The sequence below is a fragment of the Rehaibacterium terrae genome, from assembly GCF_014202935.1.
GTDB lineage: Bacteria > Pseudomonadota > Gammaproteobacteria > Xanthomonadales > Xanthomonadaceae > Rehaibacterium > Rehaibacterium terrae.
Genome location: NZ_JACHHX010000004.1, coordinates 84,709 through 102,253, shown reverse-complemented (window position 1 = coordinate 102,253; position 17,545 = coordinate 84,709). Strand labels below are relative to the sequence as shown.

Genomic DNA, 17,545 nt, shown 5'->3' with positions numbered 1-17,545 from the left:
CTGCGGCGCCCAGGACCGCCACTACTCTGCCGCCCGCGCGCGCAACGGCGCCCTCGCCGCGGCGCGGCGGACGATGTCGTAAGTCCACTCACGCAGGTCGTCGAGCAGGGCGTAGACGGTCGGCAGGAAGGCCAGGCTGACCAGCGTGGAGAAGATCAGGCCGCCGACGATGGCCCGCGCCATCGGGTAGTAGGGCGGGCCGTCGCCGCCGATCTGTGTCCCTCCCAGGCACAGCGGGATCATGCCCAGAATGGTGGTGCCCATCGTCATCAGGATCGGGCGCAGGCGCTCGCGCCCGCCCGCCACCAGCGCCTCGGTACGGCTCAGGCCCTCGCGTCGCAACGCATTGATGTGCTCGACCATCACGATGCCGTTGTTCACCACCACGCCCATCAGCACCAGGATGCCGATCGAGGCCATGATCGAAAACGTGGTTCCGGTCAGCCAGAACAGCCAGAACACACCCAGCACCGAGAACAGCACGCCGCTCACGATCGCCAACGGGAACAGCAGCGACTCGAACAACGCCGCCATCACGATCACGATCATCAGCAACGCCAGCAGCGTGTTGAACATCATCCGCTGCCCCGCCTCGTCGTTGCGCTGGAAGTCGCCGCCGAAGCTCCAGCGATAACCCGGCGGCATCGCTACCGTGGCCAGGGCCGACTCCATCGTCTTGCGCGCATCCTGTGCCGTTACGCCCTCGGCAAGGTTGGCCCGGATGCGCACGCTGGTCTGCCGGCTCTCACGGGTGATCTGGCTCGGACTGCGGCGCACCTGCACGTCGACCAGCGCCAGCAACGGCACGCTGGTACCGTCCGCCCGCTGCAAGTTGTAATTGCTCAGGTCGTCGACCTGTTTGGCATCGGCGTTGTCGAAGCGCACCCACATCGGCACCTCGCGCCCGCCGTGACGGAATTCGCGCAGCGGCGAGCCGCGCAGGGCGATGCCAATGTAGTTCGCGACCTCCTGCGCAGTGAACCCGTACAGCGCCGCGCGGTCGCGATTCACGCTGACCGACACCTCGCTGCTCGCATCGCCCGACTCGGTGCGGACGTCCCGCAGCTCAGGGCGCGCGGAAAGCACACGGACCACATCGTTCGAAATCTCGCGCAGCGTCTCCGAGGAATCGCCGAACAATGAAAGCACCAGCCCCTCACTGTTGCCGCCGCCCTGGTCCCCCTGGATGCCGACGGTCGCGGTGGCGAGCTTCGGCATGTCCTTGCGGATCTGGTCGATGATCTCGGCCGGCGGCCGCAGGCCAGCCCCTTCCGTATGCAACGAGACATTGATGCCGCCCCAGCCACGCTCCGAGAACCAGCTGTAGATCTGCCGGATCTGGTAGCGCTCTCGGTTCTCGTCGAGGAAGTTCTCGATCTTCGCCACTTCCCTGGACATCTGTTCCAGCGGATAGGACCCCTTCCACTGGAAGTACATGCTGAACTCCGGCCGCGCTTCGGACGGAAACATGTCCTTCTTGGTCTGCGCGACCGGAATGAAGCTCAGCGACACGATCAGGAAGATGCCGAACAGGCTCCAGCCACGGTTGGCTAGCGTCCAGCGCAGCATCTGACCGTAACTGTCCTGCATGCGCTTGATCAGGCCGCGTGCCGACTGCACCTGCGGCGGCGCCTTGATCCGCGCCGAGAGCATGGGAATCAGGCTGACCGCCATCAGCCACGAGGCCAGCAGCGCCACGGTGATGGTGATCGCGACCTCGCCCATGAACAGGCTGATCTCGTTGCGCTCGCCGAACAGGTTGGGAATGAAGACGATGATGCTGGTCAGCGTGCCGGCGCTGATCGCCAGCTGCACCGAGCGGGTGCCCTCGATCGCGCACTTCCAGGGGTTGTCGGGATATTTCTCGCGGTACTGATAGATGCTTTCGGTCACCACCACCGCATTGTCCACCAGCATGCCGACGCCGAGCAGCAGACCCATCATCGAGATGATGTTCAGACTGACGCCGAAGAAATACATCGCCCCAAGCGTCATGACGAAGCAGACCGGGATCGCCAGCGCCACCATCAGCGTCGATGCCCAGTGGCGCAGGAAGAAGAACAGCACGAGTATCGACAGCAGCGAGCCGAGCAGGCCGGCTTTGGCCAGCTCCGACAACGAACTGGTCACGCCATCGGCCTGATCCTGGATCACGTTGAACTGGATGCCTTCGAATTCGGGCAGCTCGGCGATACGGTAGGTTTCGGCCAGGACCGTGCGTCCGACATCGACCAGATTGGCCTGGCGCTCCTTGAACACATCGATGCCGACCGCCGGTCGGCCATCGAGCCGGCGGCCGTAGTCCAACCGGCTGGGCTTGAGCCGCACGGTGGCGACATCCGCCAGGCGTGTACCGCGCGGCGAGATGACCAGCTCGCGCACATCCTGCAGATCGGTCAGCTCGCCGATCGGCTGCACCCGCAGGCGCCGGGTGCCCTCGTCGATCTGGCCGGCAGAGAGCGAGAAGTTGGCAGCCTGAAGCCGCTGCGCCAGCTCGTTCAGGCCGATGCCGTGGGCGCTGAGGCGATCGGGCGAGATCGCGATCTCGACCTCGGGCGGCGCGACGCCGGAGATGTCGACGCGTGCGACGCCGGGCAGGCGTTCCAGCCGGCGCTTGACCTGCGTATCGAGCAGGTCCCAGCTCGTGGTGAGGTCACGATCACTGGCAAAACGGATGCGCAGCACCGGCGTGTCGGTACTGGAGAACTTCAGCACGAAGTAGCGCTGCAGGTCGTCGGGCAGTTCGTCGCGGATCGCGTCCAGCCGCTCGCGCGCCTCCGAAGCCACCACCTCGACATCGCGGCCCCAGCTGAACTGCATCTCGATGCCGGCGCCGTCGGCACGCGAGGTCGATCGCATCCGTTTGATGCCGGAAAGCGTCGAAAGCACTTCTTCGGCGGGCCGGGTAATCGTGCGCTCGACCTCTTCAGGCGTCGAGCCGGGATAAGGGAAGTCGACGAAGATGAAGGGCGCATCGAACTCGGGGAAGAAGGCCAGCGGCAACCGGAACGCGGCGATCAGGCCGATCGCGATCATCGAAACGAAGAACATCGTTGCCGTGACCGGCCTGCGGAGGCTCAGCTCCGCCAGGCTCCAGCGTTTCTGGCCATTCATGCCGTGGCCTCCCCGGTGCCGTCGCCCGCCGACAGCGGCCTGTTCCTGGCGGCGTAGGCCTCATCGGTCTTGCGGTCGAGCAGGTCGTACATGACCGGGATGACCACCAGCGTCAGCAGGGTGGACACCACCAGACCGCCGATCACCGTGATCGCCATCGGCGCGCGCACCTCCGCGCCCTCGCCCAACCCCAACGCCAGCGGCATGAAGCCGAACACGGTGGTCATCGTGGTCATCACGATCGGCCGCAGGCGCGCCTCGGCGCCTTCCAGGATGGCACGCCGCTTCGGCACGCCGGCGATTCGCAGCTGGTTGATGCGGTCGATCAGCACGATGGCGTTCTTGACCACGATGCCGGCCAGCAGGATCAGGCCGATGAACACCACGACCGAAAGCGAATTGCCTGTGAGTATCAAGGCGAGCACGGCGCCAACGACGGCGAGCGGAATGGTGAACATGATGACGAACGGGTGCAGCAGCGACTCGAACTGCGAAGCCATCACCAGATAGACCAGGAAGATCGCCAGACCGAAAGCGAACAGCAGCGATGCCGTCGAGGCATCGAGTTCCTCGCCCTGGCCGCCGATGTGCATCCGCACGCCGGCCGCCAGCGGCTTCTCGGCGACCATCCGCTGCACCGCGGCCACGGCCGAGCCGAGGTCGCCATGCCGCAGGTTCGCCGAGACGATGGCGACGCGACTCTGGTCGGCACGGTGGATCTCGCTCGGACCGGTCGTGGCGATCACTTCGGCCACCGCGTCCAGCGTCACCGGGCGATCGCTTTGCGGGTTGACGATCAGGCGCCGGATGTCGGCCACCGAGGCGCGATCGGACTCCTGCGCCCGCACCAGCACATCGATCTTGCGGTCGCGGAAGCTGTAGCGCGTGGCCACCTCGCCGCGCACCTTGCGGACCACCTGGTCGGCGATCTGGCGCGTGGTCAGGCCGAGCGCGGCGGCGCGCTCCTGGTCGAAGCGGATCTGTATCTCCGGAAAGCCACCCTCGACCGTGGTCTTGATGTCGGCGAAGCGGTCGTCGCCCGCCATGCGTTCGGCCAGGTCGCGACCGGCGCGCTCGAGCGCGCCGAGATCGCTGCCGCGCAGCTCGATCTCGACCGGTGTCGCCATGCTGAACAGCTCGGGGCGACCGAACTTCACCTCGACGCCCGGGTAGCGCTGCATGGTGGCGCGCAGGCGCTCGATGGCGGCGGCCTCGGCACGCGCGCCGGCGCCACGCTCCAGCACCACGGTGAGCTTGCCGATGTTCTCACCCGATTCGGTCGGGTTGGCGTCCAGCCGTGTGCCGCTGCCGCTCACGCCGTAGATGACGCGCACGCCCGGATCGTTCGCGTGCGCCGCCTGCAGCTCGCGCACCAGCGCATCGGTGTCACGCAGCTGGGTGCCGGCCGGCAGCTTGGCGGTCATCTCGAAGCGGTCCTGCGCCAACTGCGGAATCAGATCCATGCCCATCGTCGGCACCAGCGCCAGCACGGCGGCAAAGGCCAGCGTGGCGGTTGCCAGCACCAGCGCGGGCCGTTCCAGCGCCTGTGGCAACACCTGGGCGTAGAAGCGTTCCACGCGCCCGTAGCCGCGCATCAGCACAGCGCCGATGAAATGCAGCAGACGACCGACGGTGGCGGCCAGCAGGCGGCCGGTCGTTGTGGCCAGCCAGCTTGTGGCGAACAGCAGCCGCGGTGCCAGCATGGCCAGCAACATCACGATACCGACCAGCACCAGGGGGACCAGCTTGAGCGGCAGCGTGAGCAGAAACAACCCGCCGCGCAGCGCCGGCGCCATGGACCCGCCCAACGGCCATCGCGCCAGACCCAACCCGTAGTCCAGGATCTGCCTCCAGACTGCGCGGGTGTCGCCACCGGTTTCGGGGCGATAGCCCATGGGCGCCTTCGCCTTCAGCGAGGACAGCATGGGGATCAGGGTCAGCGAGACCAGCAGCGACATCAGCATCGCGATGGTGACGGTCAGCGCCTGGTCACGGAACAGCTGGCCGGCGATGCCGTGCACAAAGACCAGCGGCAGGAACACCGCCACGGTCGTCAGGGTGGAGGCCACCACCGCCATGCTGACCTCGCGGGTGCCCTGCACCGCCGCCTCGAGGATTCCCAGTCCGCGTTCACGCGCCTTGGCAATGCTTTCCAGCACCACGATCGAATCGTCCACCACCATGCCGGCCGCCAGCGCCAGGCCAGCCAGCGACATGATGTTCAGGCTCAGCCCGAGCTGTCCCATGAAAAAGAACGTGGCGATGATCGAGATCGGCAGCGACAGGCCGATCACCAGCGTGCTCCAGCCGTTGCGCAGGAAAAAGAAGATGATCAGGATCGCCAGCGAGCCGCCGATCAGCGCCTCGCTGCGCACTTCGCTCAACGCCTGCTTGATGAATACCGACTGGTCGTCGACCTCGGTCAAGCGCGCATCGGGCGGCAGATCCTTGCGCAGGCGTTCGAGCACCCGATGGACGTTCTCGGCGACGGTGACGGTGTTGGCATCGCCTTCCTTGTAGATGGCCAGTTCCACGGCCTCGCGGCCATCCAGGCGGATGACCGCCTCGCGCTCCTTGAAACCCTGACGGATAGTGGCGACATCGCGCAGCCGGATCGGCACGCCATCGAAATTCGTCACCAGCAGTTCGCGCATCTCATCGAGATCGACGAACTGGTTGATGGTGCGGACGAGGTACCGCTGGCTGCCTTCCTCGATACGCCCACCGGAAATGTTGACGTTCTCCTGCCGCAGCCTGTCGATCACCTGGCCGACCGACAGGTTCAGGCGGGCGAGCTGATGCTGGTCGATCTCGACCTGCACCTCGTCCTCCAGACCGCCAGACACCTTGACCGCGGCCACACCCTCGACCGGCTCCAGGCGCTTCTTCAGTTCCTCGTCCGCGAAGCGGCGCAGGCGCATCAGCTCGGCCATCTCGCTGCCGGCCGCCTCGCCCTGCCCGGAGAGGACCAGACGCATGATCGGCTCGGTGGACGGGTTGAAGCGCAGCAATACCGGCTTCTTCGCCTCCAGCGGCAGACGCAGCACCTCCAGCTTGTCACGCACCTCCATGCCGGCCCGGTCCATGTCCGTGCCCCAGGCAAACTCCAGGATCACGTCGCTCTGGCCGGTGCGCGATACCGAGCGCAGCTTGCGCAGGTTCTTCACCACACCGACCGCTTCCTCGACCGGCTCGGTGATCAGGTTCTCGATCTCGCTCGGCGCCGCGCCGGTGTACTCGGTACGCACCGTGAGCGTGGGATAGCTCAGGTCCGGCAGCAGATTCACCTTCAGATCCTTGAGCGCGATCAGCCCGAACAGTACGAAGGTGACCGTCGCCATCGCGATGGTCACGCGACGACGGGTGGAGAATTCGACCAGGCTCATTCGGAGGCCGCTCCGTTGTTGCCCTGCCTGGCGACCTGACTGCCGTCGCCGAGCGCGGGTGCGTTCACCACCTCCACGCTGGCACCATCGCGCAGCGTGACCTTGCCGACCGTCACCACCTGATCGCCCTCATCGATACCGGCGCGCACCTCGGCAAAACTGCCGTTGACGTAGCCCAGCTGCACCGGCGTGCGTACTGCCTTGCCATCGCGCACGGCGAACACTGCGGTCACGCCATCGTCTTCCACCAGCGCGTCGCGGGGAACGACCAGCACATCCTCACGCTGGTCATAGACCACTTCGATGCGCCCGAACATGCCCGGGCGAAGCAGCTCCGCCCCCGCGAAGGCCGCAACCACGCGGAACGTGCCGCTGCCCGAATCGACCACCGGCGCGACGCGATCCACCTTTCCTTCGAAGACCATGCCGGGCACGGCGTCGACGTGCATCTTCACCGGCAGGCCCGGCTTCATCGTCGCCAGTTCGCGCTCTGGCACGTTCAGCACCGCCTCCAGACGCGAGGTGTCGACGATGCGGAACAGTGGGGCATTGGTCTGGACCAGATTGCCTTGCTTGACCATGCGCTGGGCGACGACGCCCGAAATCGGCGCAACGACATTGGTGTAGGACAACTCCAGCCGCATGATGTCCACCGCGGCGCGCTGGACCTCCAGCTCCGAACGGAGCTTCTCGTACGCATCCGCGCTGACCAGCTGGCGGGCAAACAGCTCCTGCGAGCGCTTGAATTCACTCTCCAGTTTCCTCAGCTGCGCCTGGCTCTGCGCCAGCGCCAGTTCCTTGCGATCGGGATCGAGACGGGCCAGCACCTGGCCGGCCTGGACCATATCGCCCTCCTCGGCCATCAGCCGCAGGATGACGCCGGTCGTCTTGGCCACGACCTGGGCCTCGGCCGGCGCATCCAGCGTCGCCGTGCCGCTGTAGCTGGCGGAAATCGCGCGCCGGCTGGCCCTGGCGACTTCCACCGGCACCGTGTCGACCCTGGCGGCGGCACCCTGGCCTTGCGCCGTCGCACGCGCCGCTTGTGCGGCGGGTGCGCCCTGGCCGCCGCAGGCTGCCAGCACGGACATCGTGATCGCGAGGGAAAGCACGCGGACCGTGGCACGGAACGGGAGACGGGCGTTGATGGCAAGGCTCATGGCGGCAGCAGTGTTATGGGGGTATGGTGTTATAGTTATCTATAACACTATTCTTGTCAAGCACCCAAGAACGGCAGGGGCGAGTCTGCGGAAGCCCCGGCATCCGGGCGCGTGTCGTAAGTCACGGCGGGTCCGGACTGACACTGAGCATGCGCCCCTCTGTCTGTACCGGGGATGCACGGTTATACTGGCTGCTTTTCGTGCGCCGCCTGGCGGTGCGCGCCATCGCCACCCGAGAAGACGCGGACCTCCGACGATGAAGCAAACCCTCCCGATCGCCGCCAGCCTCGTCCTCGCCGCCCTCGCCGCACCCGCACTGGCGCAGGGCGACGCTGAGAACGGCAAACTCCTGGCCTACACATGCACCGGCTGCCACGGCATCCCCGGATACAAGAACGCTTACCCCAGCTACCGCGTCCCCAAGATCGGCGGACAGAACTACGAATACCTCGTGACGGCGCTGATGGCCTACAAGAACAACCAGCGCCCGCACCCGACCATGCGCGCCCAGGCGGAAAGCTTCACCGATCAGGAAATCCGCGACATCGCCACCTACCTGGCCAGCCTCGCCGACGGCGGCGCGAAGTGAAAGGAAGCCCTCCCATGACCCTGCGCATCGTTATCGCCGCACTCCTGTTCGCCACCGCACCGGCCCTGCTTGCCAAGGGCAATGTCGAGGCCGGCCGCCAGAAGGCCCAGGTCTGTCAGGCCTGCCACGGCGCCGACGGCAACGGCACCGGCGACGGGCAATACCCCCTGCTCGCCGGCCAGTACGCCGACTACCTGGAAAAGGCCCTGCACGATTACAGGTCCGGCGCGCGCGACAACGCCATCATGGCCGGTTTCGCAGCCACGCTCAGCGACCAGGACATCGCCGACCTGGCCGCCTTCTATGCCGCCCAGAGCGGTCCGCTGCGCGACATGCGCGGCGCCAGATAATCGCTCCGGCACGCGGACGGCAAAAAGGGCTCCGTACGGAGCCCTTTTTCGTTCCGTCGGAGGGGCATCGCAGACCCGGCTGAGCCGGTCGCCGGGAGGCCGCGGTCAACGGTTGCGGTTCGGAGGCGGCACGTAGGGTCCGAAGTCCTGCCGCCCGGATGCCTGCACGACAGGGGCGATCCCGCAGCCGGCGCCGGGCGCCAGCAGCGAGACCTTGCAGACGATCCGCCAGCCGCTGCCCGGGATGGGGATCGAGACTTCCTTGATGCCCTTGCGCACCCATTCCTCGAGCAGGTTTTCGTGCGGCACCCAGTAGGCCTCGAACACGGTGGGCTCGTAGTCGATGGGCGGCGGCCGGAGGAACATGCCGGCCCGATCGAGGTTCGCGATGCGGTACTCGACCTGTTCGGCGGCCGCCTTGTCGAGTGCATCGACGAGGTTCTCCGGCAGTTCCAGCGCCCCGTCCGGGCGAAACAGGAAGCTGCGGGCCGGTGGCGGGAGCGGCTCGTCGACCGTCTCCGCCAGGGACTGGGGAGCCTCACGCGCAGGCGCCACCGCCTGCAGGCGCCGCACTGGCGGCGGTTCGCCGTCTGGCGGTCGCAGCTCGGGGATCGGCGCATCCGCATCGAGCAGGACCAGCTCGATCCGCGTCGGGTCGCGCGGACCCGGTTCGCGCGGCGACATCTCGCCACGAAGCATCCAGACCAGCACGAGATGCAGCAACGCCACCGACGCCAGCACGAACCAGCGCAGCCGGGGCGATGTGTCCGTATCCGGCGGGCGCCAGCTTTCCAGCGGCCGCGCGCGCGGCGATAGCCGACGCGACCAGTCGTGGCTCAATCCGTCGCCTGCATCGGCCATCGTCCAGCGGCTCCGCGCGTCAAGGGCAGGCGGAGACTATCGGGCACTGGCTGAAAATCGGGTTAAGCGTCGCGCCGGTAGTAGGGAGCGCTGCCGCTGGCGTGGTCGGTGGCGTCGTGCACTGCGGTGATCTCGGGAATGCGCCCGCGCAGGGTCCGCTCGATGCCCTGCCTCAGCGTCACGTCGACCATGCCGCAGCCATGACAACCGCCTCCGAAGCGCAACACGACCACTCCGTCGGCAGTGACCTCTTCCAGCGCCACCCGGCCGCCGTGCGAGGCCAGCTGCGGATTGATCTCGCTCTCCAGCAACCAGCGCACCTTCTCGACCAGACTGGCGCCCTCGCCCGGTACCTCGCCCTTGATCCGTGGGGCGCGGATGGTGAGCTGGCTGCCGGCCGTGCCGGTGCTGATGTCGATTTCCGCGCCGTCGAGGAAGGGGACGCTCGGTGCATCGACGTAAAGCGTGAACCCTTCGCACTCCACGGCCCATTCGTCACCGCCGAGGTCGCCGGCTTCGCAGAACTCCAGGCGCGCGTCCGCGCGGGGCGTGCCGGGATGGATGGCGGAAAGACGGATGCCGACGGCATCGCCGCCCTGGGTCTGGAGCAGGCGCTGGAAATGGGCCTGCGCGGCCGGGGATATCTGGATCATGCGGCTATTGTAGTCCGTCGGGCGACCTTCGCCCCGTATACTTTCCGGATCGACGATGGAGACGGCCATGACCGCGATCAAGGACCTGCTGGCAGCCCACTGTGTCCCGCGCAGGGGCGCGGAGCACCGCCTCGACCCGGCCCGGGTGGCCGAACACCTGGGCGCCCTGCCCGGCTGGGAACTGGTCGAGGATGGCCAGGCGATCCGCAAGACGTTCCGCTTCGCCGACTACCACCGCACGATGGCCTTCGTGAACGCGCTGGCCTACGTCGCGCACCGCGAGGATCACCACCCCGACCTCGGCGTGCACTACGACCGGGTGGTCGTGCGTTTCTCCACCCACGACGTCGGCGGGTTGTCCGAGAACGACTTCATCTGTGCCGCCAAGGCCGAGGCGCTTGCCGCCGACTCGCGCTGAGCCCGGTCAGGCCAGCGCGTCGAGGGCCGCGACCAGTTCCGGCGCCAGCGGCGCGTTGAGCACGTAGGGCGCCCGCCCGCCATCGAGGGCGAACTCCAGCGAGGCGGCATGCAGGAACAGCCGCTTGAGTCCGGCCTGTTCGCGCAGCCGGCGGTTGGCCTCGCGATCGCCGTACTTCTCGTCACCGGCGACCGGGTGGCCGACATGGGCGGCGTGAACGCGGATCTGGTGGGTGCGCCCGGTATCGATGCGCACCTCGCAGAAGCTGTGCCCACCGCGGCGCTCGAGCACCCTGAAGTGGCTCACCGAGGGCTTGCCGCCCGCGTCCACGCGCACCATCCGCTCGCCGCCCTGCAGTACCGACTTCTGCAGCGGCTGATCGACGGTCATCGTGCCGTCGGGCATCCGCCCGACCAACAGCGCCAGATAACGTTTGGCGATGCCGCCTTCCTCGCGCATCAGCGCCTGCAGCTCGGTGAGCGCCGAGCGCTTCCTGGCCACGACCAGCAGGCCGCTGGTGTCGCGATCCAGACGATGGACCAGCTCCAGCGGCTCGCCGGGCCGCAACTGCCGCAGCCCTTCGATCACCCCGAAACCGATCCCGCTGCCACCGTGCGTGGCGATGCCGCTGGGCTTGTTCACCGCCAGCAGCAGCCGGTCCTCGAACACGATGCTGGCTGCCAGCCGGTCGAGCAGCGCTTTCGGCGCCGCCCCCCGGTCCACCGGCTCGCCCAGACGGACCGGCGGGATACGTACCTCGTCGCCCCCTTCCAGCCGGGATTCGGGCTTGGCCCGCTTGCCGTTCACGCGCACCTGGCCGGTGCGCAGGATGCGGTAGACCAGGCTGCGCGGGGCGCCCTTGAGCTGGCCGAGCAGGAAATTGTCCAGGCGCTGACCGGCCCGGTCATCCGGGACGCGCACCAGCTTCACGCCCGGGGACGGGGCATCTGTGGTCATGGGGATCGCTTCTGCTACACTAAGGCCGCGAAGTAACGTCCTGATTTCACTGGACGCTTTGGGGGTTCCCCAGCGTCGGCGAATTCCGGAGCGACACCGCCTTCAGGGCCCTTCGGGGCGCCCATGTTAACGCGACGAGTCATGGGCTGCGGCCGTCCCCTCCGGACTGGCGTCAATCGCACGGAAACGCCGTCTGGTTTCCGGCATGGAAGCCGGCGGGCGCAAGGCGCCCATCCGGTCGAAGAAAACCCGTTTTTATGACAAGCGCTCCCGCGGGCTATGCCCCTCGGTCTGGTAGCAGCGCTGGAGATTTCGCAGGGGCCGCCCAAGGCGCGTGGCGCACGGGGCGGCCCTCCCACATCGGGAGCGGACACCCCGGCGTTCCTCGCGGTCGAGCGCGTGAGGACACGACAACAATGAAACGCATGCTCATCAACGCGACTCAGGCAGAAGAGTTGCGTGTGGCCATCGTCGATGGCCAGACCCTGTACGACATCGATATCGAACAACCCTCCCGGGAACAGAAGAAATCCAACATCTACAAGGGCCGGATCACCCGGCTCGAACCTTCGCTCGAAGCCGCCTTCGTCGACTACGGCGGTGAGCGTCACGGCTTTCTTCCGCTCAAGGAAATCTCCCGCGACTACTTCCAGGCCGGCGTCGACCCCAACAAGGCCGGGCTCAAGGAGCTGCTGCGCGAAGGCCAGGAGGTCGTCGTCCAGGTCGACAAGGAAGAGCGTGGCAACAAGGGCGCCGCGCTGACCACGTTCATCTCCCTGGCCGGCCGCTACATGGTGCTGATGCCCAACAGCCCGACTGCCGGCGGTGTCTCGCGGCGGATCGAGGGCGACGACCGGCAGGCACTCAAGGAAGCCATGGACCAGCTGCGGATCCCCAACGACATGGGCGTCATCATCCGCACCGCGGGCGTCGGTCGCGACGCCGAAGAGCTGCAGTGGGACCTGGACTACCTGCTTCACGTCTGGAAGGCGATCACCGACGCCGCCCTGTCCAAGCCGGCACCGTTCCTGATCTACCAGGAGTCGCGGCTGATCATCCGCGCCCTGCGCGACTACCTGCGCGCCGACATCGGCGAGATCCTGGTCGACACCGAGGAGCTCTACGAGGAGGCCCGGGACTTCATGCAGCAGGTGATGCCGCAGAACCTGCGCAAGCTCAAGCTGTACAAGGATTCCACCCCACTCTTCAACCGGTTCCAGATCGAGTCGCAGATCGAGGCCGCCTACGGACGCGAGGTGCGCCTGCCCTCCGGCGGCGCCATCGTGGTCGACCAGACCGAAGCCCTGACCGCGATCGACGTCAACTCGGCGCGCGCCACCAAGGGCAGCGACATCGAGGAGACCGCCTTCCAGACCAATCTGGAGGCGGCCGAGGAGGTCGCCCGTCAGCTGCGCCTTCGCGACCTCGGCGGCCTGATCGTGATCGATTTCATCGACATGTCGTCCAACCGCCACCAGCGCGAAGTCGAGAACCGTCTGGCCCAGGCGCTCAAGCAGGACCGCGCCCGCGTGCAGATTGGCCGGATCTCGCGCTTTGGCCTGCTGGAGATGAGCCGCCAGCGACTGCGCCCCTCGCTCGGCGAATCGAGCCAGATCGTCTGTCCGCGCTGCGACGGCCACGGCCGCGTGCGCAGCGTGGAGTCGCTGTCGCTGTCGATCCTGCGCCTCGCCGAAGAGCACGCGATGAAGGAAAACACCGGCCAGGTGCTGGTGCAGGCCCCGCCGCAGATCGCCAACTATCTGCTCAACGAAAAGCGCCGGGCGCTGATCGAGATCGAGCAGCGTCACGACGCGCCGATCATCATCGTTGCCGACGACAAGCTGGAGACGCCGCACTTCAACGTCACCCGCCTGCGCGAGAACGATATGGGCGAGGAGGCCAGCAAACCGAGCTACCAGCGCACCACCCCGCGCAAGCTCGAGGTGCACTCGCTGACCAAGGCCAACCTCAACATCCCGCCGGCCGCGGCGGTCACCAACGTCCGTCCGCCGGCGCCCGCACCGCTGCGCGAGGAAGCGCCGCCGCCAGAGCCGACGGTCGCCGCGCCGACCCACTCCGGCGGTCTGGTCGAGCGGATCCTGCGCTGGTTCCGCAGCAGCGGGCAGGCCGCGCCCGCGAAGCCGGCCGAGGGCCGCGAGCCGCAGCGCGGCGGGCGGCGCGAGCAGGAGCGCGAGCGCGACCAGCGCCAGCGCAACGGTCGTCGCGACGAAGGCCGCCGCGACAAGCGCGAGCAGCAGCGCCAGCCGCAGCAGGCCAAGCAGGCCAAGCCGCCCCAGCCCCAGGCCCGCCGGGAAGAGCCGCGTGGCGGCAAGGCAGATCCCTCCCGCCAGAGCGGCCAGCCGGCGCAGGCCAAGCCGGAGCGCCGGGAGCCGCCCGCTCGCCCGGAAGCCGAGCGCAAGGACGGCAAGGCCGCCGCGCCGCCTGTCCAGCCTGCGCCGGAAACCGACACCGGAACCGCCGCCATTCCCGCCGCTGCGCTCACCACCGAGCCGGCAGTGAGCGAGGCCGTAGCAGTCCCGGCCGCCGATGCCACCTCGACGGCGGCCCAGGCCGGCACCGAGACGGGCGAAGCCGGCGCCCCCGGCAGCACTCGCCGTCGCCGTGGCCGCCGCGGCGGTCGCCGCCGCCGCCGTCAGGAAAGCACGCCGGTCGAGGGCTCGCCGGAGAGCATGAGCCAGCCCGGCTTCGATTTCGACGAGGAGGAGCCGGCCGTGGAAGACCGCCGCGACCGGGCGCCGGCCGCGGTCGCACCGCAGTCGCAGCCCCCCTCCCCGACACCGCCCGTCGCACCCGCTGGCGAGCCCGTCGCGGGCCGCGCAGCCGCTTCCGCACCGGTCCCGGCGGCGGATGCCGCCGCGGACGACCGTCAACCGGCCCCGGCAGCGCCTGCCAACGACAAGCCGCGGACGGCCTCCGCGAACGACGGCCCGGAATCAGCCGGTGCGACAGCGCCTGAAATCGCCAAGCCCGCTCCCAGGCCGGCCGCCCGGATCATCCCCCCGGAGCCGCCGGTCCGTCAGCCACCGCTGGTGATCCCGCTGTCCACCGCCGTCGCCGCGGCGATCCATGCGCCGCCCCCAATGCCCACGCCGGTTGCCCCCCCGCGCCCGTCGTCGCCCGGGAACGAAAGCCCGGCCACGATCGAAACCGCCAACCGCCCGCCAGCCGAGAAAACATCCGCGCCAGCCAGCGACACGGCTCCGGCGGACGGAGCGCGCGCCGGCGGCGAGGCCGCCGCCGGCGAGGAGAGCAAATCGACCGGCTGATGGCGCCGCGACAGCGGAATGCGGAACGGGCGCTTCCGGGCGCCCGTTCCCGTTGCGCTCAGCCGGTCGCGGCGTCGATCAGTCCATACTGGCCGGCCAAGCGTGCCAGCGCCACCACGTCGCCGATGCCGAGCTTCTCGAACAGCCGGTACTTGTGCGTGGCCACGGTCTTCGCGCTCAGGCTGAGGTGACGGGCGATGTCCTCCATGCGCTTGCCCTGACTGAGCATCATCGCCACCTCCAGCTCACGCGGCGAAAGCCGGTCGAACGGCGACTCGTCGCCGGTGAGCGCGCCGAAGGCCAGCTTCTGCGCCAAGCCGCCGGCGAGGTATCGCTTGCCGGCATGCACGTCGCGAATCGCACGCAGCAGTTCGTTCGCTTCGCAGCCCTTGCCGAGGTAGCCGGATGCGCCGACTTCGAGCAACCGGCGCGGCATCGGGCCGTCCTCCTGCACCGACACGACGATCACGCGTGGTCCGTAGCTGCCCTTCACGACCCGCTCGGTGATTTCCAGCCCGCTCACGCCGGGAAGGTGCAGATCGCAAAGCAGGATGTCCGGCCTGAGCTTGCGGATCAGCGGCAACCCTTCCTCGCCGCTTGCCGCCTCGCCGACCACCTCCATATCGACCTGTTGCGTCAGGATCATGCGGAAGCCGGTGCGGACCAACGCATGATCGTCGAGCAGGAAGACGCGAATCATGGGTTCCCCCGAAGTTCCCTTTCGCACGTGCGAGGTTATGCCAGCCAGGGCAAGCGGCGCAACGAGCGGTCGTGGCGGGGCCCGCGTGGCGACAGCTCGGGAGGGATCGTCCGGAACCCGAGCGCCGGCAGGCCGTTCATGCCCGGCCTGTCAGGCGAGCCATCGCTGGCCCGCATCGCCAGGCGATCGCTGCAAGCGATGGCCGTGGCATGCCTGCCCAGAGTGCGTAGGGCTGCGCTTCACGTTCTCCCGGGCATCATCCTGCCCGCGCTGGCGAACGGCGCGGGACAGAGCATCCCGGCCGGTGCGTCGTCGCCAACGCCGGAATGCGCGGGCGCTATGGCAAAATGCCCGTCCCTGCGCGCTTTCCGGCCATCGGGGCAGGGTCATGCGGCCGCTGCCCGCGGTCGTGTTGGCCGCGAGACCGTCTCGATTCCGTTGGCTTGGCCGCCATTTTTTTGCCCCGACTGGACATTTCCGCAGGACGCATGAGTCATCTCCTCCGCTCGCTGACAATGCTGCTCGCGCTCGCTGGCGCGCCCGCGCTCGCCGCCGAGCAAGCGCAGGAGCCGGCCAACGAGGCCCAGAACGGCAGCTTCGACGCCGACCCTTGGGAGCGCTTCAACCGCCGCACGCACGCCTTCAACCAACGGGTGGATCGCTACGTGGCGCGGCCGCTGGCGACCGTCTACACCACCCTGACTCCGCCGGTGGTGCGACGCGGTGTCGGCAATTTCTTCACCAACCTGTTCCAGCCGTTCACCGCCCTGCACCAACTGCTGCAGGGCAAACCGGCGCAGGCCGGCAGTGCGATGGCGCGCTTCGCGATCAACACCACGCTCGGCCTCGGCGGCCTGCTCGATCCGGCCAGCGACGCCGGCCTGCGCATCCGCCGCGAGGACATGGGCCAGACCATGGCGACCTGGGGCTGGCGGAACTCGCGTTACGTCGTGCTGCCCTTCCTCGGCCCGACCACCGTGCGCGACGCCTTCGGCGACGCCGGCGACTACCAGCTCGGCCCGTTCCGCCACTTCGAGCGTGAAAAGACCCGTATCTTCGTCTCCGGGCTGTACCTGGTGGACCTGCGCGGACAGGCGCTGGCCGCCGAGGGTTTCGTCAGCGACGCGTCCGATGACTACGTCCTGATCCGCGACGCCTGGCTGCAACGCCGTCGCTTCCTGATCAACGACGGCGAGGACGAGCTGCCCGACTATCTCTTCGACCTTGAGGACTACGACGACTGATGCCCGTCGTCCCACCGACCGCCGTGAACGACACTCACGACATGCCTGCCGTCCGCATCGACGATCTGCGCATCGTCCGCGGCGGCCGTACCATCCTGGACCGCGCCAGCCTGCACATACCGCGTGGCAGCGTGGTGGCCGTGCTCGGTCCCAGCGGTGCCGGCAAGTCCACCCTGCTGCACGCCATCACCGGCGAACTGGCGCCCGCCAGCGGCACGGTCGAGGTGTTCGGCGAGCCGGTGCCGGCCGGACGGCCGCGCGCGCTGATGGCGCTGCGCCGACGCATCGGCGTGCTGCTGCAGGGCAACGGCCTGCTCTCCGACCTGACCGCCGGCGAGAACGTCGCCCTGCCGCTGCGCTACCACACCCGGCTGCCGGACGCGGTGATCCGCCGCATCGTCGAACTCAAGCTCAACGCGGTCGGCCTGCGCTCGGCGATCGATCTTTACCCACGCGAACTGTCTGGCGGCATGGCCCGCCGCGTGGCGCTGGCGCGCGCACTGGCGCTGGATCCGCCGCTGATGATCTACGACGAGCCACTGACCGGCCTGGACCCGATCGCCACCGGTGTGATTGTCAGCCTGATCAAGCGCCTGAACGACATGCTCGGACTGACCAGCCTGGTGGTGACCCACCACATGCTCGAATGCCTGCCGATCGCCGACCGGGTGGTCGTGGTCGCCAATGGCGGCATCGCCTTCGACGGCACCCCGGCCGAACTGGAGGCCACCGACGACCCGCTGCTGCACCAGTTCATGGCCGGCGAACCGGACGGCCCGATCCCCTTCGACGCCGGCCGCGAACGCCCCGCGGCGCTGGGAGGCTGACC

General features: G+C 68.2%; 13 protein-coding genes. 6 read left to right on the top strand and 7 right to left on the bottom strand.

Going from position 1 to position 17,545, the window contains the following annotated elements:
• Window positions 1-21: 21 nt before the first annotated feature.
• Genes HNQ58_RS03975 through HNQ58_RS03965 form a run of 3 tightly spaced genes read right to left on the bottom strand, consistent with a single transcriptional unit; the run spans window position 22 to window position 7,657 of the window.
• A complete protein-coding gene (locus tag HNQ58_RS03975; protein WP_183947494.1) occupies window positions 22-3,114 on the bottom strand; it encodes an efflux RND transporter permease subunit in 3,093 nt (1,030 codons plus the stop codon).
• Window positions 3,111-6,500, bottom strand: a complete 3,390-nt coding sequence (locus tag HNQ58_RS03970; RefSeq protein WP_183947493.1) for an efflux RND transporter permease subunit — start codon at window positions 6,498-6,500, stop codon at window positions 3,111-3,113. Before HNQ58_RS03970 ends, HNQ58_RS03975 begins: the two co-directional genes overlap by 4 nt.
• A complete protein-coding gene (locus HNQ58_RS03965) occupies window positions 6,497-7,657 on the bottom strand; it encodes an efflux RND transporter periplasmic adaptor subunit (protein WP_425504144.1) in 1,161 nt (386 codons plus the stop codon). The genes HNQ58_RS03970 and HNQ58_RS03965 overlap by 4 nt, the downstream gene beginning before the upstream one ends.
• A gap of 256 nt (window positions 7,658-7,913) precedes the next feature.
• Between HNQ58_RS03965 and HNQ58_RS03960 the strand changes: the two genes are divergently transcribed.
• Together HNQ58_RS03960 and HNQ58_RS03955 are read left to right on the top strand one after the other, a co-directional pair.
• Window positions 7,914-8,246, top strand: a complete 333-nt coding sequence (locus HNQ58_RS03960) for a c-type cytochrome (RefSeq protein WP_183947492.1) — start codon at window positions 7,914-7,916, stop codon at window positions 8,244-8,246.
• A 14-nt stretch (window positions 8,247-8,260) separates the two neighbouring features.
• Window positions 8,261-8,596: a c-type cytochrome gene (locus tag HNQ58_RS03955; protein WP_183947491.1), complete on the top strand. Its 336-nt coding sequence runs from the start codon at window positions 8,261-8,263 to the stop codon at window positions 8,594-8,596.
• Window positions 8,597-8,701: 105 nt separating this feature from the next.
• Here the strand turns inward: HNQ58_RS03955 and HNQ58_RS03950 are convergent, their stop codons facing one another.
• Together HNQ58_RS03950 and HNQ58_RS03945 are read right to left on the bottom strand one after the other, a co-directional pair.
• The gene (locus HNQ58_RS03950; protein ID WP_183947490.1) at window positions 8,702-9,457 is read right to left on the bottom strand and encodes a hypothetical protein; all 756 of its coding nucleotides are present in this window, start codon (window positions 9,455-9,457) and stop codon (window positions 8,702-8,704) included.
• Between the two features lie 62 nt (window positions 9,458-9,519).
• Window positions 9,520-10,110, bottom strand: coding sequence for an NfuA family Fe-S biogenesis protein (locus tag HNQ58_RS03945; protein ID WP_183947598.1), 591 nt, complete (start codon window positions 10,108-10,110; stop codon window positions 9,520-9,522).
• Window positions 10,111-10,177: 67 nt separating this feature from the next.
• Between HNQ58_RS03945 and HNQ58_RS03940 the strand changes: the two genes are divergently transcribed.
• The gene (locus tag HNQ58_RS03940; RefSeq protein WP_183947489.1) at window positions 10,178-10,528 is read left to right on the top strand and encodes a 4a-hydroxytetrahydrobiopterin dehydratase; all 351 of its coding nucleotides are present in this window, start codon (window positions 10,178-10,180) and stop codon (window positions 10,526-10,528) included.
• 6 nt (window positions 10,529-10,534) lie between these two features.
• Here the strand turns inward: HNQ58_RS03940 and HNQ58_RS03935 are convergent, their stop codons facing one another.
• Window positions 10,535-11,485, bottom strand: coding sequence for an RluA family pseudouridine synthase (locus HNQ58_RS03935; protein WP_183947488.1), 951 nt, complete (start codon window positions 11,483-11,485; stop codon window positions 10,535-10,537).
• 416 nt (window positions 11,486-11,901) lie between these two features.
• On the opposite strand from HNQ58_RS03935, the gene HNQ58_RS03930 reads away from it, so the two are divergent.
• Window positions 11,902-14,772, top strand: coding sequence for an Rne/Rng family ribonuclease (locus HNQ58_RS03930; RefSeq protein ID WP_183947487.1), 2,871 nt, complete (start codon window positions 11,902-11,904; stop codon window positions 14,770-14,772).
• Between the two features lie 58 nt (window positions 14,773-14,830).
• Here HNQ58_RS03930 and HNQ58_RS03925 read toward each other — a convergent pair whose 3' ends face one another.
• Window positions 14,831-15,472, bottom strand: a complete 642-nt coding sequence (locus HNQ58_RS03925; protein WP_183947486.1) for a response regulator — start codon at window positions 15,470-15,472, stop codon at window positions 14,831-14,833.
• A gap of 488 nt (window positions 15,473-15,960) precedes the next feature.
• Between HNQ58_RS03925 and HNQ58_RS03920 the strand changes: the two genes are divergently transcribed.
• Entirely contained in the window at window positions 15,961-16,716 is a 756-nt protein-coding gene (locus HNQ58_RS03920) for an MlaA family lipoprotein (RefSeq protein ID WP_183947485.1), read from the top strand.
• A 41-nt stretch (window positions 16,717-16,757) separates the two neighbouring features.
• Complete coding sequence (locus tag HNQ58_RS03915) at window positions 16,758-17,543, top strand: ABC transporter ATP-binding protein (protein ID WP_183947484.1); 786 nt, start codon at window positions 16,758-16,760, stop codon at window positions 17,541-17,543.
• Window positions 17,544-17,545: the final 2 nt, after the last annotated feature.